Raw genomic sequence first — 20,441 nt, forward strand, 5'->3', positions numbered from 1 at the left:
GAGAGACTTCGTGAGCACCTTCAAGGCCCCCAAGGGCACGTACGACCTGATTCCGCCGGACTCCGCGAAGTTCCTGGCGGTCCGCGAGGCGATCGCCGCCCCGCTGCGCGCCGCCGGCTACGGCTACATCGAGACCCCCGGCTTCGAGAACGTCGAGCTCTTCGCGCGCGGTGTCGGCGAGTCCACCGACATCGTGACCAAGGAGATGTACGCCTTCGAGACCAAGGGCGGCGACCGGCTCGCCCTGCGCCCCGAGGGCACCGCCTCCGTGCTGCGCGCGGCCCTGGAGGCCAACCTGCACAAGACGGGCAACCTCCCGGTCAAGCTCTGGTACTCCGGCTCGTACTACCGCTACGAGCGCCCGCAGAAGGGCCGTTACCGCCACTTCTCGCAGGTCGGTGCCGAGGCGATCGGCGCGGAGGACCCGGCGCTCGACGCCGAGCTGATCATCCTGGCCGACCAGGCGTACCGCTCGCTGGGCCTCAGCGACTTCCGCATCCTGCTCAACAGCCTGGGCGACAAGGAGTGCCGGCCGGTCTACCGGGCCGCGCTGCAGGACTTCCTGCGCGGCCTCGACCTCGACGAGGACACCCTGCGGCGCGCCGAGATCAACCCGCTGCGCGTCCTGGACGACAAGCGCGAGTCGGTCCAGAAGCAGCTCGGCGACGCCCCGCTCCTGCGCGACTACCTCTGCGACGCCTGCAAGGCGTACCACGAGGAGGTCCGTGAGCTGATCACGGCGGCGGGCGTCTCCTTCGAGGACGACCCCAAGCTGGTGCGCGGCCTGGACTACTACACCCGTACGACCTTCGAGTTCGTCCACGACGGTCTGGGCTCGCAGTCCGCGGTGGGCGGCGGCGGCCGCTACGACGGCCTGTCGGAGATGATCGGCGGCCCCGCGCTGCCGTCGGTCGGCTGGGCCCTCGGCGTCGACCGCACGGTCCTGGCCCTGGAGGCGGAGGGCGTCGAGCTCGAACTGCCCTCCACCACCAGCGTGTTCGCGGTACCGCTCGGTGAGGAGGCCCGCCGGGTCCTCTTCTCGAAGGTCACCGAACTGCGCAAGGTCGGCGTCGCGGCGGACTTCTCCTACGGCGCCAAGGGCCTCAAGGGCGCGATGAAGAACGCCAACCGCAGCGGCGCCCGCTACACGATCGTGGCCGGCGAACGCGACCTCGCCGAGGGCGTCGTCCAGCTCAAGGACATGGAGTCCGGCGAGCAGACGGCCATCGGCGTCAACGAGATCGTGGCGGAACTGGAGTCACGGCTCGGCTGAGAACGCACGAAGGGCGCCGGAACCACCCTCCGGCGCCCTTCTCACTGCTCCAGCAGCCCGAACCGCATCGCGCTCGTCACCGCGGCCGTGCGGTCGTCGACGTCCAGCTTGGCGAAGACGCGCAGGAGGTGGGTCTTCACCGTCGATTCGCCGATACCCCGTCATCGTGCGGCTGCCGCCGCGGGGCCGTCGGCCGGTCTTTGTGTTCCAGGCGGAGATTTCCGTCATTGGTCGAGCAGCCCGTGCCGCATGGCGCTGGTGACCGCGGCCGTGCGGTCGTCGACGTCCAGCTTGGCGAAGACGCGCAGGAGGTGGGTCTTCACCGTCGATTCGCCGATACCCCGTCATCGTGCGGCTGCCGCCGCGGGGCCGTCGGCCGGTCTTTGTGTTCCAGGCGGAGATTTCCGTCATTGGTCGAGCAGCCCGTGCCGCATGGCGCTGGTGACCGCGGCCGTGCGGTCGTCGACGTCCAGCTTGGCGAAGACGCGCAGGAGGTGGGTCTTCACCGTCGATTCGCCGATACCCCGTCATTGTGCGGCTGCCGCCGCGGGGCCGTCGGCCGGTCTTTGTGTTCCAGGCGGAGATTTCCGTCATTGGTCGAGCAGCCCGTGCCGCATGGCGCTGGTGACCGCGGCCGTGCGGTCGTCGACGTCCAGCTTGGCGAAGACGCGCAGGAGGTGGGTCTTCACCGTCGATTCGCCGATGAAGAGGCGTCGGCCGATCTCCGCGTTCGTGCAGCCCTCCGCCACCAGGCGCAGTACCGCCGTCTCGCGGTCCGACAGTCGGGGCCGCTCCGGCTTCGTGCGCAGTTGGTCCACCAGGCGTGCGGCCACCGACGGGGCCAGGACCGTCTCGCCGCGTGCTGCGGCCCTCACCGCCTCCGCGAGTTCGCCGCGCGGCATGTCCTTGAGCAGATAGCCCGCGGCCCCGGCCTCCACGGCCCGCAGGATGTCCCGGTCCGTCTCGTAGGTCGTCAGCACGACCACCCGGCAGGCCAGCCCCGCCTCACCCATCCGCACGATCGAGTCGACGCCCCCGCCGCCCGGCATCCGCAGGTCCATCAGGACGATGTCCGGCCTCAGTTCCGCCGCCAGCGCCTCCGCCTGCGGACCGCTCGCCGCGTCGGCGACCACGTCGAGGTCGGGCTCCGCGCTGAGCATCGCCCGCAGACCCTCGCGTACGACGGGATGGTCGTCGGCGAGGACGATACGGATCACGAGGGGCTCCTCACCGCGGACAGGGGCAGGCTGACCGTCACCGTCGTACCGTCCCCCGGCGTGCTGTCGATCCGTGTGGTGCCGCCGAGCTCGGTGGCCCGGGCGCGCAGGCCCGCCAGACCGTAGCCGTCGCACGGGGCGCCGGGGTCGAAGCCGCAGCCGTCGTCCCGAACCGAGAGGGTGAGCGCGTCGTCGGCATACGTCAGCTCGATGCCCACCTCGGCCGAACTCCCCGCGTGTTTGCGGGCGTTGGCCAGCGCCTCCTGGCAGGAGCGCAGGGCCACCACCTCGGGGCCGGCCGGCAGCGTGCGCACCGGGCCGCGTACCCGAAGCGCCGCCTCGTGGCGGGCGGCCAGTCGGCGCAGGGCGTCCGGGAGGGAGGCGCCGTCGAGGTCGGCCGGTGCGGCGCCGGCGACCAGGGCACGCGCTTCGGCGAGGTTCTGCCGGGCCGTCTCGTCCATCAGCGCGAGATGGCGGCGGGCCTCGGGCAGGTCGTGGTCCAGTTCCGCCTCCACCGCCTGGACCAGCATCAGCAGGCTGGTGAAGCCCTGCGCCAGGGTGTCGTGGATCTCCCGGGCCATGCGTTCGCGTTCGGTCAGGGCGCCGTGCGCGGCGGACAGACGGGAGATCTCGTGGCGGCTGGCGTCGAGCTCGGCGATCAACTGGGCCCGCTCCGCGCTCTGTTCGATGATGCGGATGATCCAGCTGCCGATCACGACCGAGAAGACCAGGGTGACCACGGAGAACAGGAAGTTGGCGAACAGGTCCGTGCCGTCGGGCCGCCACAGCAGCGCCCAGCCCGCGACCGGCGCCAGGTTGATCACGGTGACGGTCACCAGGGACCAGTGCATGCGCAGCGTCATGAAGCACTGGGGGATGAGCGCGAACGCCATCAACCGTGTCTCGCCGACCAGGACGGCCGACGGCAGGAACAGCGCCATCGACACGGCGAGGTAGCGCAGGGCCCGCCGCTGGTCCGGTGGGTCCTCCTGGAGCAACGGGCGCCCCATCACGGCGTACCAGGGCACCAGCGGGACCAGCAGCGCGGCCGCGGTCAGGCGCACGGGCGAGTCGGGATGCGCCGCGTTGAGCACGAAGGCCAGGGTGGCCGCCCAGGCGACCGCGAAGTACACGTCCCACAGCCGGATGGTCCGGTCCCAGGCGTGTTCGCCGCGAGCGGCCCCCGGGTGGTTCATCCGTCGCGCCGGCTCTTCCAGCGAAAGGTCAGCAGACACAGCACCAATCCTCCGACGCACCAGGCGGCCAGCACCAGGGCGACCTTCCCGAACTCCCAGCTCCCGGCCTGCTCCAGGACCCGCGCCGAGTCCGGCAGGAAGACGCCCCGAAGACCCTGGCACAGCCACTTCAGCGGGAACAGGGCACCGACGTTCAGCATCCACTCGGGGATCGTGTCGATGGAGATGTACACCCCGGAGATGAACTGCAGGACCAGGAAGGGCAGTACGACCACGGAGCTCGCGCTCTTAGCCGACTTGGGCACCGAACTGATGGCGATGCCGAGCAGCGAGCAGCCGGTCAGCCCGAGCACGAAGATCCAGCCGAAGTCGAGCCAGCGGGACGCGTCCGACGGCAGCCGCACGCCGTAGAAGGCGGTGCCGACGAACAGCAGGATCGCCGTCTCCACGACACCGGTGAACAGAACGAGCCAGATCTTGCCCAGGAAGTACGCGGCCGGAGGCATCGGCGTGCCGCGCAGCCGGCGCAGCACCTTCTCGTCGCGCTCCACGGCGATCGAGATGCCCAGCGACTGGAAGCTGGTCGACATGATGCCGGAGGCCATCATCGCCGGGACGTACAGCTGGGAGGCGTTGACACCGGAGCCGCGTACGTCGTCGTGGAAGATCGCCGCGAACAGGAACAGGAAGACGACCGGGAAGGAGAAGGTGAAGACGACCTGGTCGCGCTGGCGGAAGAACTGCCTGATCTCCAGCGCTCCCCGGCTCAGCCCCAGGGTCCACGCCCCGGGCAGCCGACCGGTCGCGGCGCGGGTGCGGGTCGGCACGGCGGTCGTGGTCATCGCGTGTCCTCCTGTCCGGTCAGCCGGAGGTAGACGTCCTCCAGGGTGGGGCGGGTCACCAGCAGCCCCGGGATCTCGCCGTCGAAGCGGTGCATGAGTTCGGCGACCGTCCTGGTCGGGGTGTCCGTGGGTTCGCGGCGGGCGGTGCCGTCGGCCTCGGTCCACTCGACCGTGGCCCCGGTGCCGTACCGCTCCCGGAGAGCGGCGGGCTCGCCCTCGGCCACGACCCGGCCCCGGGCGACCACCGCGAGCCGGTCGGCCAGGGCCTCCGCCTCCTCCAGGTAGTGCGTGGTCAGCAGGATCGTCGTGCCCTCGCCCGCCAGCAGCCGGATCAGGTCCCAGAACATGCGGCGGGCGGCCGGGTCGAAGCCGGTCGTCGGCTCGTCCAGGAGCAGCAGTTCGGGGTCGCCGATCACCCCGAGGGCCACGTCGAGACGGCGGCGCTGGCCGCCCGACAGCGCCTTGATCCTGCTGCCCGCCTTCGCCTCCAGGCCCACCAGGGCGATGACCTCCTCGGGGTCCCGGGGCCTCGGGTAGTAGCGCGCGAAGTGCCGTACGGTCTCGTGGACCGTCAACTCCGCGGGCGCCGATTCGTCCTGCCAGACGATTCCCACACGCGACCTCCACGCGCGCGTGCCCGTCGCCGGATCGGACCCGAGCACCGACACCTCGCCCGCGTCCCGGCCGCGGTTGCCCTGGAGGATCTCCACGGTGGTGCTCTTGCCCGCGCCATTGGGTCCCAGCAGGCCGAACACCTCACCGCGCCGGATGCCGAGGTCGATGCCGTCCACCGCGGTCACGTCCCCGTACCGCTTGCGCAGCCCCCGAACATCCACCGCGAGTTCGTTCACGTGTGCCGTCATGCCGTCGATCCTCGTCCGGAACCGAACGCTCAGGGACGACCGTGCGTACTTCCTTATGTCCATCGAACGGTGGACAAGGCGCCGGGTGCGGCAGAATGGCCGGTGCCCCCTGAAGGTCCAACTCTCAAGCAGACGGAATCGACGTGATGAGCAAGACCACAGTCAAAGACGTCTCCACCGAGCCCGAGCCGGGCAGTGCGGCCGCGGAGACGCGCACGGTCGGCGGCAGCCGCGCCTTCGCCCTGCTGCTGATCATCACCGGCGCTGCCGGGCTGCTCGCCGCATGGGTCATCACGATCGACAAGTTCAAGCTCCTCGAGGCCAAGGTCGCGGGCAAGACCTTCACCCCGGGCTGCAGCCTCAACCCGGTCGTCTCCTGCGGCAGCGTGATGGAGTCCAAGCAGGCCGCCGCCTTCGGCTTCCCCAACCCGATGCTCGGCCTGGTCGCCTACGGCATCGTCATCTGCGTCGGCATGAGCCTGCTGGCCCGCGCCCGCTTCCCGCGCTGGTACTGGCTGACCTTCAACTTCGGCACGCTCTTCGGTGTGGCCTTCTGCACCTGGCTGCAGTTCCAGTCGCTGTACCGCATCAACGCGCTGTGCCTGTGGTGCTCGCTGGCCTGGGTCGCGACGATCACCATGTTCTGGTACGTGACCTCGTTCAACATCCGCAACGACTTCCTGCCGGCCCCGCGCTGGCTGAAGGGCTTCTTCGGCGAGTTCACCTGGGTCCTGCCCGTCCTGCACGTCGGCATCATCGGCATGCTGGTGCTGACCCGCTGGTGGGACTTCTGGACCAGCTGACCCCGGGCAGCCCGGGGCCCGGGGTCCGGGGCCCGGGAAGATTGTCAGTGCCGTGATTTAGGGTTTCAGCGTGGAGCCCGACCTGTTCACCGCAGCCGCAGAAGAACGCCAGGAGAAGGATCCGGCAGGAAGCCCCCTGGCGGTGCGGATGCGCCCGCGCATCCTCGACGAGGTGGTGGGCCAGCAGCACCTGCTCAAGCCCGGCTCGCCCCTGCGCCGCCTGGTCGGCGAGGGCGCGGGCGGCCCGGCGGGACCGTCGTCGGTGATCCTCTGGGGCCCACCAGGCACCGGCAAGACGACCCTCGCGTACGTAGTGTCCAAGGCCACCAACAAGCGCTTCGTGGAACTGTCGGCGATCACCGCGGGCGTCAAGGAGGTCCGCGCGGTCATCGACGGCGCCCGCCGCGCCACCGGCGGATACGGCAAGGAGACCGTCCTCTTCCTGGACGAGATCCACCGTTTCAGCAAGGCCCAGCAGGACTCCCTGCTGCCCGCGGTGGAGAACCGCTGGGTGACCCTGATCGCGGCGACCACGGAGAACCCGTACTTCTCGGTGATCTCCCCGCTGCTGTCCCGCTCCCTTCTGCTGACTCTCGAACCACTCACCGACGACGACGTCCGCGGCCTGCTGAAGCGGGCGCTGAGCGACGAGCGCGGCCTGAAGGACGTCGTCGCGCTCCCCGCGGACACCGAGGACCACCTCCTGCGCATCGCCGGCGGTGACGCCCGCCGCGCCCTGACCGCCCTGGAGGCCGCGGCGGGGGCCGCCCTCGACAAGGGCGAGACGGAGATCTCCCTGACCACCCTGGAGGAGACCGTCGACCGGGCGGCGGTCAAGTACGACCGCGACGGCGACCAGCACTACGACGTCGCCAGCGCCCTGATCAAGTCCATCAGGGGCTCGGACGTCGACGCCGCCCTGCACTACCTGGCCCGCATGATCGAAGCCGGCGAGGACCCCCGGTTCATCGCCCGCCGCCTGATGATCTCCGCGAGCGAGGACATCGGCCTGGCCGACCCCAACGCCCTGCCGATCGCCGTGGCCGCCGCCCAGGCCGTCGCCATGATCGGCTTCCCCGAGGCCGCCCTCACCCTCAGCCACGCCACCATCGCCCTCGCCCTGGCCCCGAAGTCCAACTCCGCCACGACCGCGATCGGCGCCGCCCTGGACGACGTACGCAAGGGACTGGCCGGGCAGGTGCCGCCGCATCTCAGGGACGGGCACTACAAGGGCGCCGCCAAGCTCGGCCACGCGCAGGGGTACGTGTACCCGCACGACCTGGCCGAGGGCATCGCCGAGCAGCAGTACGCCCCTGACGCCCTCAAGGACCGCGAGTACTACACCCCGACCCGGCACGGGGCTGAGGCCCGGTACGCGGACGCCGTGGAGTGGACCAGGACCCACCTCGGTCGGAAGCGCCCCTGACAACCCTGTAGACTTCGCCGGAGTGCCGAGTCCCGCGCAGTCAGAGCGGGACATCCGGCCGGAACCCCCAGCGGGTTCCAGGAGCGTCGCGCACCGTTCGAATGGTGTCGCGGGCAGCCCACCACCACCCGTCGCAGGACGGGACAGGTCGGTGGGCCACTCGCGTGCTGCACGTAGTGCCCAGACCAGGGGAGCGGCTGCCCACCGAAGTCCACCAGGACGAGGCGGGTTTCCCCGGCTGCGGATGCGACCTCCCTCAACCCTGACGAGCCGAATATCAGAAGGAAGAAAGAGACAGTGGCGAACCAGTCCCGCCCCAAGGTCAAGAAGTCGCGTGCCCTCGGCATCGCGCTGACCCCGAAGGCCGTCAAGTACTTCGAGGCCCGCCCCTACCCGCCGGGTGAGCACGGCCGTGGCCGCAAGCAGAACTCGGACTACAAGGTCCGTCTGCTGGAGAAGCAGCGTCTGCGCGCGCAGTACGACGTCTCCGAGCGCCAGCTGGTCCGTGCCTACGAGCGTGCCTCCAAGGTGCAGGGCAAGACCGGTGAGGCCCTGATCGTGGAGCTCGAGCGCCGTCTCGACGCCCTGGTGCTGCGTTCGGGCATCGCCCGCACCATCTACCAGGCCCGTCAGATGGTCGTTCACGGCCACATCGAGGTCAACGGCCAGAAGGTCGACAAGCCGTCGTTCCGTGTCCGTCCCGACGACGTCGTGATGGTCCGCGAGCGCAGCCGCGAGAAGACCCTCTTCCAGATCGCCCGTGAGGGCGGCTTCGCCCCCGAGGGCGAGACCCCGCGCTACCTGCAGGTGAACCTCAAGGCCCTGGCGTTCCGCCTGGACCGCGAGCCGAACCGCAAGGAAGTTCCGGTCATCTGCGACGAGCAGCTCGTCGTCGAGTACTACGCCCGCTGATCCTCGGCAGGCGGCAGTACCACCTCAGCCCGCCGTCTCCCCGCCCTTCCGGGTGCGGGAGGCGGCGGGTTCGTGCGTCTGCGGGCTCGCCGCGGCGTACCGCGCGGGCTCCCGCGGCGACGGCATGGCGTCCAGGGGCCGCTCCAGCGCCCGCGACACCGCGGCCTCCCGCACCAGCCGTGCCCCTTCCCGTACGCGCTCCTCGTACCGCTCGTCGCCGAGCCGCTGTCTGGCCGTCGTCTCGCACAGCTGGTGCGGGGCGTTGTAATAGGCCGAGCCGAACAGCGGCAGCCCCACCGAGCGCCACATCCGGCCCGCCGCGCCCTGCAGCACCGCGGCCTCGGCCGCGTCTCCCTCCACCACCGTGACCAGGGCCAGCAGCTCGACCGCCAGCACCGAACCGAGCAGGTCGTGGAAGGCGTGGGCGCCGGTCAGGCAGTCACCCAGCAGGGCGCGGGCCCGGGCGGGATCGCCGTCGGCCCAGGCCGAGTACGCCAGGACGTACAGCGCGTAGGTGCGCGTCCACCGCTCGCCGTGGTCCTCGCAGATGCGGCGCACGTCCTCGCACATCCGCACCGCGCCCGGCAGATCGCCCTGGAAGGCGCGCGTCATCGCCAGCTCGACCCGGGCCATCAGCACATTGCTGTTGAGCTCGCCGATCTCCTCGTAGCGCTCCAGCGCCGAGCGCAGCAGCCTCTCCGCGCGCGGCATGTCGTCCGTGACCAGGGCCAGACAGCCGGTGCGGTGCTCCGCGTACGCCACCGCCGTCGCATCGCCACAGCGCTCCGCCTCCTCCCGGCACTCCCGCAGCGCCGCCAGCGCGGACACCGTGTCGCCCTGCAGGATCGCCACGTAACCGAGCACCCACAGGGCCTTCAGCCGCGACCGGTCGTGGCCCGAGTCCAGCTCCACGACCTGCTCCAGCCAGTGCCGCCCCTCGGCCAGCCGCCCACAGCCCGCCCAGCAGAACCACAGCGAGCCCGCGAGGTACTGGCCCAGATGGGCCTCCTCCGGCTCGGTGAGGCAGTGCTCCAGGGCATGGCGCAGATTGGGCAGCTCCGCCTCCACACGCCCCGCCACCTCGTCCTGCCGAGGCGAGAACCAGTCCAGCTCGCACCAGGTCGCCAGCCCCAGGTACCAGTCCCGGTGCCGCCGCCGCAGCCTGGCCGCGTCCCCCGTCGCCTCCAGCCAGTCCGCCCCGTACGCCCGTACGGTGTCCAGCATCCGGTAGCGCACCCCGGCCGGCGTCTCCTCCCGCGCGATCACCGACTGCGCGAGCAGCTCGGTCAGTACGTCGAGGACGTCGTCGGCGTCGAGACCGTGCCCGGCGCACACGTACTCGACGGCCTCCAGGTCGAACCGGCCGGCGAACACCGACAGCCGCGCCCACAGCAACCGCTCCCGCGGTGTGCACAGTTCATGGCTCCAGCCGATCGCCAGACGCAGCGTCCGATGCCGGGGCGGGCGCGCCCCCGGGCCCGTGCGCGGCGGAGAGCCCGGGGAAGCGTCCCGGCCGCCGTCGGTCAGCAGCCGGAACCGGTCGTCCAGCCGCTCCAGCAACTGGCCGGGGGACAGGGCCCGCAGCCGCCCCGCCGCCAGCTCGATCGCGAGCGGAATCCCGTCGAGGCGCCGGCACAGCGCGCGCACGTCCCGGTCGTCCGCGACCGGCACGCCGTGCAGCGCCGCCCGCTCGGTGAACAGCTCCACCGCCTCGTCCTCGCCGAGCGGCGCCAGCGGGAACACCCGCTCTCCCGGCACGCCCAGCGGACGGCGCCCCGCCGCGAGCACCCGCAGTCCGGGCAGGGCCTGCAGCAACGCGCCGACCAGCTCGGCACACGCGTCCACCAGATGCTCGAACCCGTCCAGGAGCAGCAGGAGTTGACGCTCGGCGAGATGGGCGAGCAGCGTCTCGCGCGGCGGCCGGGCGGTGTGATCGGCCAGCCCCAGCGCTTCTGCGACGGCGTGGTCGACGAACCGTGGATCCCGCACCGGCGCCAGCTCCACGCGCCGGACGCCGTCGGGCGGGACCCGCATGGCGGCCGCCCGTGCCGCGAGCCGCGACTTGCCGACCCCGCCCGCGCCGGTCACGGTGACCAGCCGAGCGGCGTCGAGTGCCCGCGCCAGATCGGCGAGTTCGACCGAGCGTCCCACGAACGCGTCGAGCTCCTGGGGGAGGTTGCCGTCCGCCGGACCGCCGTCGCGTTGATGTCGCCGCATGGAATACGGAGCGTACTGAACCGTATTCAGTCCGTACAATCTCCTTGCGCAACTCGACAGTGTGTGGAAGGGAATCCGGTGCGGAGCGCCACCCCCGGCGCGATAGGCTCGGCCTACGACTTTTTCGATGTTCAGGGCAAGCTGAGGGAGCGGGTGCGCGTGGTGTCCGGTGGTGAGGTGGCCGGGATCCTGGTGGCCGTGTTCTGGGCGATCCTGGTCTCCTTCCTCGCGGTGGCCCTCGCGAGGCTGGCCCAGACGCTCAGAGCGACCACCAAGCTGGTCGCGGACGTGACCGACCAGGCCGTCCCGCTGCTGGCCGACGCCTCCGCCGCGGTGCGCTCGGCGCAGACCCAGATCGACCGGGTCGACGCGATCGCGACCGACGTCCAGGAGGTCACCTCGAACGCCTCGGCGCTGTCGACCACCGTCGCCTCCACCTTCGGCGGCCCTCTGGTCAAGGTCGCGGCCTTCGGCTACGGCGTCCGCAGGGCCATGGGTACCCGCCGGGACGACATGCCCACGAAGGAGCCGAGGCGTACCGTGATCGTGGGCCGGACCGTCCCGGCGTCCCGGCGGGGCAAGCGGAAGAAGGACTGAGACCTAGCGATGTTCCGCCGTACGTTCTGGTTCAGCACGGGCGTGGCCGCCGGTGTGTGGGCCACCACCAAGGTCAACCGCAAGCTCAAGCAGCTGACCCCCGAGAGCCTCGCCGCCGCCGCGGCCAACAAGGCGATCGAGGCCGGTCACCGCATCAAGGACCGCGCGGTCGGGTTCGCGCTCGACGTCCGCGACAACATGGCCCAGCGGGAGGAGGAGCTCGGGGAGGCCCTGGGCATCAACGCGGCCCCCGAACTCCCCGCGCCCCGGCGCCACGCCGCCATCGAGAACCGCAACAACCCGAAGTACGTCGAGGGCTCGACGTACCAGACGCACTCGTACAACCGGAATGAGGACCACTGATGGAGTCGGCCGAGATTCGCCGCCGCTGGCTGAGCTTCTTCGAGGAGCGCGGGCACACCGTCGTCCCTTCGGCGTCGCTCATCGCGGACGACCCGACTCTGCTCCTCGTCCCCGCCGGCATGGTGCCCTTCAAGCCCTACTTCCTGGGTGAGGTCAAGCCGCCCTTCGCCCGCGCCACCAGCGTGCAGAAGTGCGTGCGCACCCCGGACATCGAAGAGGTCGGCAAGACCACCCGGCACGGCACCTTCTTCCAGATGTGCGGCAACTTCTCCTTCGGCGACTACTTCAAGGAAGGCGCCATCAAGTACGCCTGGGAGCTGCTCACCAGCCCCCAGGACAAGGGCGGTTACGGCCTGGAGCCGGACCGGCTGTGGATCACCGTCTACAAGGACGACGACGAGGCCGAGCGCATCTGGCACGACGTCGTCGGCGTGCCGAAGGAGCGCATCCAGCGCCTCGGCATGAAGGACAACTACTGGTCCATGGGCGTCCCCGGCCCGTGCGGCCCGTGTTCCGAGATCAACTACGACCGCGGCCCCGAGTTCGGCGCCGAGGGCGGCCCCGCCGTCAACGACGAGCGATACGTGGAGATCTGGAACCTGGTCTTCATGCAGTACGAGCGCGGCGAGGGCATCGGCAAGGACAACTTCGAGATCCTCGGCGAGCTCCCCAGCAAGAACATCGACACGGGCCTCGGCCTGGAGCGTCTCGCCATGATTCTGCAGGGCGTGCAGAACATGTACGAGATCGACACCTCCATGGCCGTCATCAAGAAGGCCACCGAACTGACCGGTGTCCACTACGGCGCCGCCCACGCCTCGGACGTCTCGCTGCGCGTGGTCACCGACCACATGCGCACCTCGGTGATGCTCATCGGCGACGGCGTCACCCCCGGCAACGAGGGCCGCGGTTACGTCCTGCGCCGCATCATGCGCCGCGCCATCCGCAACATGCGCCTGCTCGGTGCCACCGGCCCGGTCGTCCTCGACCTCGTCGACACCGTGATCGGCATGATGGGCCAGCAGTACCCGGAGCTGGTCACCGACCGCGAGCGCATCGAGAAGGTCGCCGTCGCCGAGGAGAACGCCTTCCTCAAGACGCTGAAGGCCGGCACCAACATCCTCGACACCGCCGTCACCGAGACCAAGCAGTCCGGCGGCACGGTCCTCGCCGGCGACAAGGCGTTCCTGCTCCACGACACGTGGGGCTTCCCGATCGACCTCACCCTGGAGATGGCCGCCGAGCAGGGCCTCTCCGTGGACGAGGACGGCTTCCGCCGCCTGATGAAGGAGCAGCGGGAGCGCGCCAAGGCCGACGCCCAGGCCAAGAAGACCGGCCACGCCGGCGCCGGCGCCTACCGGGAGATCGCCGACAAGACCGGCGAGACCGAGTTCATCGGCTACAGCGACACCGAGGGCGAGTCCACGATCGTCGGCATCCTCGTCGACGGCGCCTCCTCCCCGGCCGCCACCGAGGGCGACGAGGTCGAGATCGTCCTCGACCGCACCCCCTTCTACGCCGAGGGCGGCGGCCAGATCGGCGACACCGGCAAGATCAAGGTCGACTCCGGCGCCGTCATCGAGGTCCGCGACTGCCAGAAGCCGGTCCCGGGCGTCTACGTCCACAAGGGCGTCGTCCAGGTCGGCGAGGTCACCGTCGGCGCCAAGGCCGTCGCCTCGATCGACGCCCGCCGCCGCAAGGCCATCGCCCGCGCCCACTCGGCCACCCACCTCACCCACCAGGCGCTGCGCGACGCGCTCGGCCCGACGGCCGCCCAGGCCGGTTCCGAGAACCAGCCCGGCCGCTTCCGCTTCGACTTCGGGTCCCCGTCCGCCGTTCCCACGGCCGTCATGACCGACGTCGAGCACAAGATCAACGAGGTTCTCGCCCGCGACCTCGACGTCCGCGCCGACGTCATGGGCATCGACGAGGCCAAGAAGCAGGGCGCCATCGCCGAGTTCGGAGAGAAGTACGGCGAGCGCGTCCGCGTCGTGACCATCGGCGACTTCTCCAAGGAGCTGTGCGGCGGCACGCACGTGCACAACACCGCCCAGCTGGGCCTGGTGAAGCTGCTCGGCGAGTCTTCCATCGGCTCCGGTGTGCGCCGTATCGAAGCCCTCGTCGGTGTCGACGCCTACAGCTTCCTCGCGCGCGAGCACACGGTCGTCAACCAGCTGACCGAGCTGCTCAAGGGCCGCCCGGAGGAGCTGCCGGAGAAGGTCTCCTCGATGCTCGGCAAGCTGAAGGACGCCGAGAAGGAGATCGAGAAGTTCCGCGCCGAGAAGGTGCTGCAGGCCGCCGCCGGTCTCGCCGAGTCCGCCAAGGACGTCCGCGGGATCGCCGTCGTCACCGGGCAGGTCCCGGACGGCACCACCCCGGACGACCTGCGCAAGCTGGTCCTCGACGTGCGCGGCCGCATCCAGGGCGGACGCGCCGCCGTGGTGGCTCTCTTCGCCGTCAACAACGGCAAGCCGCTGACGGTCATCGCCACCAACGAGGCCGCCCGCGAGCGCGGCCTGAAGGCCGGTGACCTGGTCCGCACCGCCGCCAAGACCCTCGGCGGCGGCGGTGGCGGCAAGCCCGACGTCGCGCAGGGCGGCGGCCAGAACCCGGCCGCCGTCGGCGAGGCCGTCGACGCGGTCGAGCGGCTCGTGGCGGACACGGCCAAGTGAGTACCGGGCAGGAATCCGGTGAGGGCGGCCCGGTGATGCGCCGGGGCCGCCGCCTCGCCGTCGACGTCGGGGACGCCCGGATCGGGGTCGCCTCCTGCGACCCCGACGGGATCCTCGCCACCCCGGTGGAGACGGTCCCCGGCCGGGACGTCCCGGCCGCCCACCGCCGCCTTCGCCAACTGGTCGAGGAGTACGAACCGATCGAGGTCGTCGTCGGCCTCCCTCGCTCCCTCAAGGGGGGCGAGGGCCCGGCCGCGGCGAAGGTCCGGGCCTTCGCCCAGGAGCTGGCCAGGGGCATCAAGCCGGTACCGGTCCGCCTGGTCGACGAACGGATGACGACGGTGACGGCCAGTCAGGGGCTGCGCGCCTCGGGCGTGAAATCCAAGAAGGGCCGCTCGGTCATCGACCAGGCAGCCGCTGTGATCATCCTGCAGCAGGCCCTGGAATCCGAACGGGTGTCAGGTAAAGCACCCGGCGAGGGCGTCGAAGTGGTCATCTGATCGCGATACGGTAACGTTCCGCGCGATTGCGCCGCTGAATCGAACAGCCGGTGCACAGCAAGAGGCGGAACCGTGAGCGGGCCCCCACCGAGGCCGCGTGATCAACCGCCTCGCGGCTCTAGGGGTTTGATGACTGAGTATGGCCGGGGCCAAGGCTCCGAACCGTGGCATCCGGAGGACCCGTACTACGGGGACGACGGATGGGGAGGACAGCAGGCCCAGGTGGGCCCGCAGTCCCCCTACGGCGGCCAGCCGCAGCACTATCCAGAGCAGCCGCAGCAGCAGTACGAGGGCGGCTGGCACGACGGTCAGCAGACCGGATACGGGCAGGCGCAGCAGTATCAGCAGTACGACCAGCAGTACTACGCGGGTCACACACAGCAGCAGTCGTACGACCAGCAGGCATGGGGCCAGGGCACGCACACCCACGCCCAGTACACCGACGTCCGGTACACGGACCCGCAGGACCCCTACGCCCAGCAGGCCGCCGCCTCCTACGGCGGTGACCAGTCCGACTACTACGGCACCCCGGACGCCTACCCGCCGCCCGAGCCGCCGAGCCGCCGGCAGGCCGAGCCCGAACCGCAGCAGACCGACTGGGACCCAGGGCCCGACCAGGGCGAGCACGCCTTCTTCGCGGGCGGCGACGACGAAGAGGACGAGGACGACGACCCCGCCGAGGGGCGCAAGGCCCGCGGCGGCAAGAAACCGAAGAAGAAGAGCCGCAACGGCTGCGCCTGCCTGGTGCTCGTGCTGGTCTTCGGTGGCGGCCTCGGTGGCGTCGGCTATTTCGGCTGGCAGTTCTACCAGGATCGTTTCGGCCCGGCCCCCGACTTCGCGGGCGACGGCAACGGCCAGTCGGTCACCGTCGTCATTCCCAAGGGCGCCGGCGGCTATGTGATCGGACAGAGGCTGAAGGAGGCGGGCGTCGTCGAGAGCGTCGACGCGTTCGTCTCGGCCCAGCAGTCCAACCCCGACGGCAAGAAGATCCAGGACGGCGTCTACACGCTGGAGAAGCACATGTCGGCCGCGAGCGCGGTCGAGCTGATGCTGAGCCCGAAGAGCCGCGACAACCTGATCATCGCCGAGGGCTGGCGCAACTCGCAGGTCTACGAGCTGATCGACAAACGTCTCGGCGTGGCGGACGGCACCACGGCCAAGATCGCGAAGAACGACTACAAGAAGCTCGGCCTGCCCTCCTGGGCGCTGAACCACCCCAACGTCAAGGACCCGCTGGAAGGGTTCCTCTACCCCTCCAGCTACGCGGCCAGCAAGGGACAGAAGCCCGAGGCGGTCCTCAAGGACATGGTCACCCGGGCCAGTGACAAGTACGCGGCGCTCGGCCTCGCGAACAAGGCCAAGAGCCTCGGCCTCCAGGACCCCTGGCAGCTGCTCACGGTGGCCAGCCTGGTCCAGGCCGAGGGCGTCAGCCACGACGACTTCCGCAAGATGGCCGAGGTCGTCTACAACCGCCTCAAGCGCGGCAACCCCGAGACCTACGGCTCGCTCGAGTTCGACTCCACCTACAACTACATCAAGAACCAGAGCAAGATCGACCTGAGCATCACCGAGCTGCGCAAGTACAACAACCCGTACAACACGTACTACGTCAAGGGCCTGCCGCCCGGCCCGATCGACAACCCCGGCGAGGAAGCCCTCAAGGGCGCGCTCAACCCCACGCACGACGGGTGGTACTACTTCATCTCGTTGGACGGCAAGACCAGCAAGTTCACCAAGACGCTCGCCGAGCACAACAAGCTGGTCGACGAATTCAATGCGTCGAGGAACAAGAACTGATGGCAGCAACCCACAGGGCGGCCGTGCTCGGCTCGCCCATCGGCCACTCCCTGTCCCCGCGGCTGCACAACGCGGCCTACCGGGCGCTCGGCCTGGACGACTGGTCGTACGACAGGTTCGAGATCGACGAGGCCGCGCTGCCCGGCTTCCTCGAGCGGCTAGGTCCCGAGTGGGCGGGACTCTCCCTGACCATGCCGCTCAAGCGGGCGGTGATCCCGCTGCTCGACGAGATCACCGACACGGCCGCCTCGGTGGAGGCCGTCAACACCGTGGTCTTCCGCGAGGACGGCAAGCGCGTCGGCGACAACACCGACATCCCTGGGCTGATCGCCGCGCTGCAGGAGCGCGGCGTGGAGAAGGTCGAGTCGGCGGCCATCCTGGGCGCGGGCGCCACCGCCTCGTCGGCGCTGGCGGCACTGGCCAGGCTGTGCACGGGCGAGGTCACGGTGTACGTACGCAGCGAGCGGCGCGCCGACGAGATGCGGCAGTGGGGCGAACGGCTCGGGGTCCAGGTCCGGCCGGCGGACTGGGCCGACGCGATACGTGCCGTCGAGGCGCCCCTGGTGATCTCCACGACCCCCGCCGGAGGCACGGACGACCTCGCAGCGCGGCTCCCCGCCCGGGTCGGCACCCTCTTCGACGTCCTCTACGAGCCGTGGCCCACGCCCCTCGCCGCCGCCTGGCAGGACCGCGGCGGCCCGGTGCTGAGCGGCCTCGATCTGCTGGTGCACCAGGCCGTTTTCCAGTTCCGCCGGTTCACGGGGGACCCGCGCTCTCCGCTGGCCGCGATGCGTGAGGCCGCTCGGTCGGCCTGATCTGTCCGTTTGCCGGACTCGGATCGGAGTCGCACCCCCGGACATGGGAGGATCGGGGGTGGCGGGCCGGAGCCGCGCACCCGGTCGCGCCGTCGCCGTACGCGAGGACACGCGTACGCAGGGCTGTACCGGGGCGCGAGCATTGAGGAGCACCGTTGAGCAGGTTGCGCTGGCTGACCGCGGGGGAGTCCCACGGTCCCGCACTCGTGGCGACGCTGGAGGGTCTTCCCGCGGGCGTGCCGATCACGACGGAGATGGTGGCGGACCACCTGGCCCGGCGCCGACTCGGCTATGGGCGCGGTGCGCGCATGAAGTTCGAGCGTGACGAGGTCACCTTCCTCGGTGGCGTCCGGCACGGTCTGACCCTCGGCTCCCCGGTCGCGATCATGGTGGGCAACACCGAGTGGCCCAAGTGGGAGCAGGTCATGGCGGCCGACCCGGTCGACCCGGAGATCCTCGCCGGCCTGGCCCGCAACGCGCCGCTGACCCGCCCGCGGCCCGGCCACGCCGATCTGGCGGGCATGCAGAAGTACGGCTTCGACGAGGCGCGGCCGATCCTGGAGCGGGCTTCCGCTCGGGAGACCGCGGCCCGGGTCGCGCTGGGCGCGGTGGCGCGGTCGTACGTGAAGGAGACGGCCGGCATCGAGATCGTCAGCCATGTCGTGGAGCTGTGCTCGGTGAAGGCTCCGCAGGGCGTGTACCCGACCCCGGCCGACGTGGAGCGGCTGGACGCCGACCCGCTGCGCTGCCTGGACGCCGACACCTCGAAGGCGATGGTGGCCGAGGTCGACCAGGCCCACAAGGACGGCGACACCCTCGGTGGCGTGGTGGAGATCCTGGCCTACGGCGTCCCGGTCGGCCTGGGCTCGCACGTGCACTGGGACCGCAAGCTGGACGCCCGCCTGGCCGGTGCGCTGATGGGCATCCAGGCGATCAAGGGCGTCGAACTCGGCGACGGCTTCGAACTCGCCCGGGTCCCCGGTTCCAAGGCGCACGACGAGATCGTCGGCACCGACGAGGGCATCCGGCGGGTCTCGGGCCGCTCCGGCGGCACCGAGGGCGGTCTGTCCACCGGTGAGCTGCTGCGGGTGCGGGCGGCGATGAAGCCGATCGCGACCGTGCCGCGGGCCCTGCAGACCGTGGACGTGGCCACCGGCGAGGCCGCCCAGGCCCACCACCAGCGCTCCGACGTCTCCGCGGTGCCGGCCGCCGGCATCGTCGCCGAGGCGATGGTGGCCCTGGTCCTGGCGGACGCCGTGGCGGAGAAGTTCGGTGGCGACAGCGTCCCCGAGACCCGCCGCAACGTGCGCTCCTACCTCGACAACCTGGCCATCCGATGACGGCTGCGCAGGTCGTCCTGGTCGGACCGATGGGCGTGGGCAAGTCCACGGTGGGGCAGCTGCTGGCCGACCGGCTGGGCGTCGGCTACCGGGACACCGACGACGACATCGTCGCCGCCCAGGGCCGCACCATCGCCGAGATCTTCGTCGACGACGGCGAGCCGGCCTTCCGGGCGATCGAGAAGGCCGCCGTGCGCGAGGCGCTGGCCGGACACGACGGTGTGCTGGCGCTGGGCGGCGGCTCGATCCTCGACGCCGACACCCGCGCGCTGCTGGCCGGACACCGGGTCGTCTACCTCTCGATGGACGTCGAGGAGGCCGTCAAGCGCACCGGGCTGAACACCGCGCGCCCGCTGCTCGCGGTCAACCCGCGCAAGCAGTGGCGCGAGCTGATGGAGGCCCGGCGCGCGCTGTACGAGGAGGTCGCCACGGTCGTCGTCGCGACCGACGGCCGCACCCCCGAAGAGGTCACGCAAGTCGCCCTGGACGCGTTGGAGTTGAAGCAGGCATGAGCGAGGCAGTCACCCGGATCCAGGTCGGCGGCACGGCGGGGTCCGAGCCGTACGAAGTCCTGGTGGGGCGTCAACTCCTCGGTGAACTGGCCGGGTTGATCGGGGAGAAGGCCAAGCGGGTCGCGGTGATCCACCCCGAGGCGCTGGCCGAGACCGGCGACGCGCTGCGTGCCGACCTGGCCGAGCAGGGCTACGAGGCGATCGCCATCCAGGTGCCGAACGCCGAGGAGGCCAAGACCGCCGAGGTCGCCGCCTACTGCTGGAAGGCTCTGGGCCAGTCCAACTTCACCCGCTCCGACGTCGTCGTCGGCGTCGGCGGCGGCTCCACCACCGACCTGGCCGGGTTCGTCGCCGCGACCTGGCTGCGCGGGGTGCGCTGGATCGCCGTACCGACCACCGTGCTGGCCATGGTGGACGCCGCGGTCGGTGGCAAGACCGGCATCAACACCGCCGAGGGCAAGAACCTGGTGGGCGCGTTCTTCCCGCCCGCGGGCGTGCTGTGCGACCTGGCCGCGCTGGACTCCCTGCCGGTCAACGACTACGTTTCCGGGCTCGCCGAGATCATCAAGGCGGGCTTCATCGCCGACCCGGTGATCCTGGACCTCATCGAGTCCGACCCGCAGGCCGCCCGCAGCCCCGACGGCCCGCACACCGCCGAACTCATCGAGCGCTCCATCCGGGTCAAGGCCGAGGTCGTCTCCGCGGACCTCAAGGAGTCGGGTCTGCGGGAGATCCTCAACTACGGCCACACGCTCGGCCACGCCATCGAGAAGAACGAGCGCTACCAGTGGCGGCACGGCGCCGCGGTCTCGGTCGGCATGCACTTCGCCGCCGAACTCGGCCGTCTGGCGGGCAGGTTGGACGACGCGACGGCGGACCGTCACCGCGCCGTCCTCGAATCCGTCGGCCTTCCGCTGCACTACCGCTACGACCAGTGGCCCAAGCTGCTGGAGGCGATGAGGGTCGACAAGAAGTCCCGCGGCGACCTGCTCCGCTTCATCGTCCTCGACGGCCTGGCCAAGCCCACCGTCCTCGAGGGGCCCGACCCGGCCGTACTGCTCGCCGCCTACGGCGAAGTGGGCGAGTAAGTCCGCCG

General features: G+C 70.8%; 19 protein-coding genes and 2 pseudogenes. 13 read left to right on the plus strand and 8 right to left on the minus strand.

Features of this window, described 5'->3' with window-relative positions:
• Positions 1-10 precede the first annotated feature (10 nt).
• Complete coding sequence (gene hisS / locus ACQF4J_RS37035; protein WP_351802549.1) at positions 11-1,273, plus strand: histidine--tRNA ligase; 1,263 nt, start codon at positions 11-13, stop codon at positions 1,271-1,273.
• A 41-nt stretch (positions 1,274-1,314) separates the two neighbouring features.
• Here the strand turns inward: hisS and ACQF4J_RS37040 are convergent.
• The 7 genes and pseudogenes from ACQF4J_RS37040 to ACQF4J_RS37070 all read right to left on the minus strand — a co-directional run.
• Positions 1,315-1,428: pseudogene (locus tag ACQF4J_RS37040) on the minus strand (DNA-binding response regulator); the annotation flags it as partial.
• A 69-nt stretch (positions 1,429-1,497) separates the two neighbouring features.
• Positions 1,498-1,611: a hypothetical protein gene (locus ACQF4J_RS37045; protein ID WP_427168664.1), complete on the minus strand. Its 114-nt coding sequence runs from the start codon at positions 1,609-1,611 to the stop codon at positions 1,498-1,500.
• 69 nt (positions 1,612-1,680) lie between these two features.
• Positions 1,681-1,794, minus strand: a pseudogene (locus tag ACQF4J_RS37050) (DNA-binding response regulator); the annotation flags it as partial.
• Positions 1,795-1,863: 69 nt separating this feature from the next.
• Complete coding sequence (locus tag ACQF4J_RS37055) at positions 1,864-2,490, minus strand: response regulator transcription factor (protein WP_351580836.1); 627 nt, start codon at positions 2,488-2,490, stop codon at positions 1,864-1,866.
• Positions 2,487-3,686, minus strand: coding sequence for a sensor histidine kinase (locus ACQF4J_RS37060; protein ID WP_427168665.1), 1,200 nt, complete (start codon positions 3,684-3,686; stop codon positions 2,487-2,489). The genes ACQF4J_RS37055 and ACQF4J_RS37060 overlap by 4 nt, the downstream gene beginning before the upstream one ends.
• A complete protein-coding gene (locus ACQF4J_RS37065) occupies positions 3,683-4,528 on the minus strand; it encodes an ABC transporter permease (protein WP_351580839.1) in 846 nt (281 codons plus the stop codon). Before ACQF4J_RS37065 ends, ACQF4J_RS37060 begins: the two co-directional genes overlap by 4 nt.
• Positions 4,525-5,391, minus strand: coding sequence for an ABC transporter ATP-binding protein (locus ACQF4J_RS37070; RefSeq protein ID WP_351580842.1), 867 nt, complete (start codon positions 5,389-5,391; stop codon positions 4,525-4,527). The genes ACQF4J_RS37065 and ACQF4J_RS37070 overlap by 4 nt, the downstream gene beginning before the upstream one ends.
• Positions 5,392-5,537: 146 nt before the next feature.
• Here ACQF4J_RS37070 and ACQF4J_RS37075 point away from each other — a divergent pair, with 146 nt between their 5' ends.
• From ACQF4J_RS37075 to rpsD, 3 genes are all read left to right on the plus strand, one after another.
• Positions 5,538-6,194, plus strand: a complete 657-nt coding sequence (locus ACQF4J_RS37075; RefSeq protein WP_427167749.1) for a vitamin K epoxide reductase family protein — start codon at positions 5,538-5,540, stop codon at positions 6,192-6,194.
• Between the two features lie 70 nt (positions 6,195-6,264).
• The gene (locus tag ACQF4J_RS37080) at positions 6,265-7,620 is read left to right on the plus strand and encodes a replication-associated recombination protein A (RefSeq protein ID WP_427167750.1); all 1,356 of its coding nucleotides are present in this window, start codon (positions 6,265-6,267) and stop codon (positions 7,618-7,620) included.
• Between the two features lie 297 nt (positions 7,621-7,917).
• Positions 7,918-8,532 carry a 30S ribosomal protein S4 gene (gene rpsD, locus ACQF4J_RS37085; protein ID WP_200699046.1) on the plus strand — a complete coding sequence of 205 codons (615 nt, stop codon included), beginning with the start codon at positions 7,918-7,920 and terminating at the stop codon, positions 8,530-8,532.
• A gap of 24 nt (positions 8,533-8,556) precedes the next feature.
• Here rpsD and ACQF4J_RS37090 read toward each other — a convergent pair whose 3' ends face one another.
• Positions 8,557-10,749: an ATP-binding protein gene (locus tag ACQF4J_RS37090; protein WP_351802553.1), complete on the minus strand. Its 2,193-nt coding sequence runs from the start codon at positions 10,747-10,749 to the stop codon at positions 8,557-8,559.
• Positions 10,750-10,902: 153 nt separating this feature from the next.
• Here ACQF4J_RS37090 and ACQF4J_RS37095 point away from each other — a divergent pair, with 153 nt between their 5' ends.
• The 9 genes from ACQF4J_RS37095 (at position 10,903) to aroB (ending at position 20,433) form a co-directional block, all read left to right on the plus strand.
• Positions 10,903-11,346, plus strand: a complete 444-nt coding sequence (locus ACQF4J_RS37095) for a DUF948 domain-containing protein (protein ID WP_351580866.1) — start codon at positions 10,903-10,905, stop codon at positions 11,344-11,346.
• Between the two features lie 9 nt (positions 11,347-11,355).
• Positions 11,356-11,709, plus strand: coding sequence for a hypothetical protein (locus tag ACQF4J_RS37100; protein ID WP_351580854.1), 354 nt, complete (start codon positions 11,356-11,358; stop codon positions 11,707-11,709).
• Positions 11,709-14,381, plus strand: coding sequence for an alanine--tRNA ligase (gene alaS / locus ACQF4J_RS37105; RefSeq protein ID WP_351580857.1), 2,673 nt, complete (start codon positions 11,709-11,711; stop codon positions 14,379-14,381). Before ACQF4J_RS37100 ends, alaS begins: the two co-directional genes overlap by 1 nt.
• Before the next feature lie 35 nt (positions 14,382-14,416).
• A complete protein-coding gene (ruvX, locus tag ACQF4J_RS37110) occupies positions 14,417-14,881 on the plus strand; it encodes a Holliday junction resolvase RuvX (protein WP_058926501.1) in 465 nt (154 codons plus the stop codon).
• Between the two features lie 129 nt (positions 14,882-15,010).
• The gene (gene mltG / locus ACQF4J_RS37115) at positions 15,011-16,678 is read left to right on the plus strand and encodes an endolytic transglycosylase MltG (RefSeq protein ID WP_351584807.1); all 1,668 of its coding nucleotides are present in this window, start codon (positions 15,011-15,013) and stop codon (positions 16,676-16,678) included.
• Entirely contained in the window at positions 16,678-17,493 is an 816-nt protein-coding gene (locus ACQF4J_RS37120; protein WP_351802559.1) for a shikimate dehydrogenase, read from the plus strand. Before mltG ends, ACQF4J_RS37120 begins: the two co-directional genes overlap by 1 nt.
• A 155-nt stretch (positions 17,494-17,648) precedes the next feature.
• Positions 17,649-18,833 (plus strand): chorismate synthase, encoded by a 1,185-nt coding sequence (gene aroC, locus ACQF4J_RS37125; RefSeq protein ID WP_351584811.1) that lies wholly within the window; start codon positions 17,649-17,651, stop codon positions 18,831-18,833.
• Positions 18,830-19,345: a shikimate kinase gene (locus ACQF4J_RS37130; protein WP_351584813.1), complete on the plus strand. Its 516-nt coding sequence runs from the start codon at positions 18,830-18,832 to the stop codon at positions 19,343-19,345. Before aroC ends, ACQF4J_RS37130 begins: the two co-directional genes overlap by 4 nt.
• A complete protein-coding gene (aroB, locus tag ACQF4J_RS37135; RefSeq protein ID WP_351584815.1) occupies positions 19,342-20,433 on the plus strand; it encodes a 3-dehydroquinate synthase in 1,092 nt (363 codons plus the stop codon). The genes ACQF4J_RS37130 and aroB overlap by 4 nt, the downstream gene beginning before the upstream one ends.
• Positions 20,434-20,441 lie beyond the last annotated feature (8 nt).

The sequence above is a fragment of the Streptomyces sp. C1-1 genome (assembly GCF_050214755.1).
In the GTDB taxonomy this organism is placed as follows: domain Bacteria; phylum Actinomycetota; class Actinomycetes; order Streptomycetales; family Streptomycetaceae; genus Streptomyces.

Coding starts and splice junctions, on each gene's coding strand:
- ACQF4J_RS37060 (WP_427168665.1), bottom strand. CDS start 3,686: ATGAACCACCCGGGGGCCGCTCGCGGCGAACACGCCTGGGACCGGACC.
- ACQF4J_RS37065 (WP_351580839.1), bottom strand. CDS start 4,528: ATGACCACGACCGCCGTGCCGACCCGCACCCGCGCCGCGACCGGTCGG.
- ACQF4J_RS37070 (WP_351580842.1), bottom strand. CDS start 5,391: ATGACGGCACACGTGAACGAACTCGCGGTGGATGTTCGGGGGCTGCGC.
- ACQF4J_RS37075 (WP_427167749.1), top strand. CDS start 5,538: ATGAGCAAGACCACAGTCAAAGACGTCTCCACCGAGCCCGAGCCGGGC.
- ACQF4J_RS37090 (WP_351802553.1), bottom strand. CDS start 10,749: ATGCGGCGACATCAACGCGACGGCGGTCCGGCGGACGGCAACCTCCCC.
- ACQF4J_RS37100 (WP_351580854.1), top strand. CDS start 11,356: ATGTTCCGCCGTACGTTCTGGTTCAGCACGGGCGTGGCCGCCGGTGTG.
- alaS (WP_351580857.1), top strand. CDS start 11,709: ATGGAGTCGGCCGAGATTCGCCGCCGCTGGCTGAGCTTCTTCGAGGAG.
- ruvX (WP_058926501.1), top strand. CDS start 14,417: ATGCGCCGGGGCCGCCGCCTCGCCGTCGACGTCGGGGACGCCCGGATC.
- mltG (WP_351584807.1), top strand. CDS start 15,011: ATGACTGAGTATGGCCGGGGCCAAGGCTCCGAACCGTGGCATCCGGAG.
- ACQF4J_RS37120 (WP_351802559.1), top strand. CDS start 16,678: ATGGCAGCAACCCACAGGGCGGCCGTGCTCGGCTCGCCCATCGGCCAC.
- ACQF4J_RS37130 (WP_351584813.1), top strand. CDS start 18,830: ATGACGGCTGCGCAGGTCGTCCTGGTCGGACCGATGGGCGTGGGCAAG.
- aroB (WP_351584815.1), top strand. CDS start 19,342: ATGAGCGAGGCAGTCACCCGGATCCAGGTCGGCGGCACGGCGGGGTCC.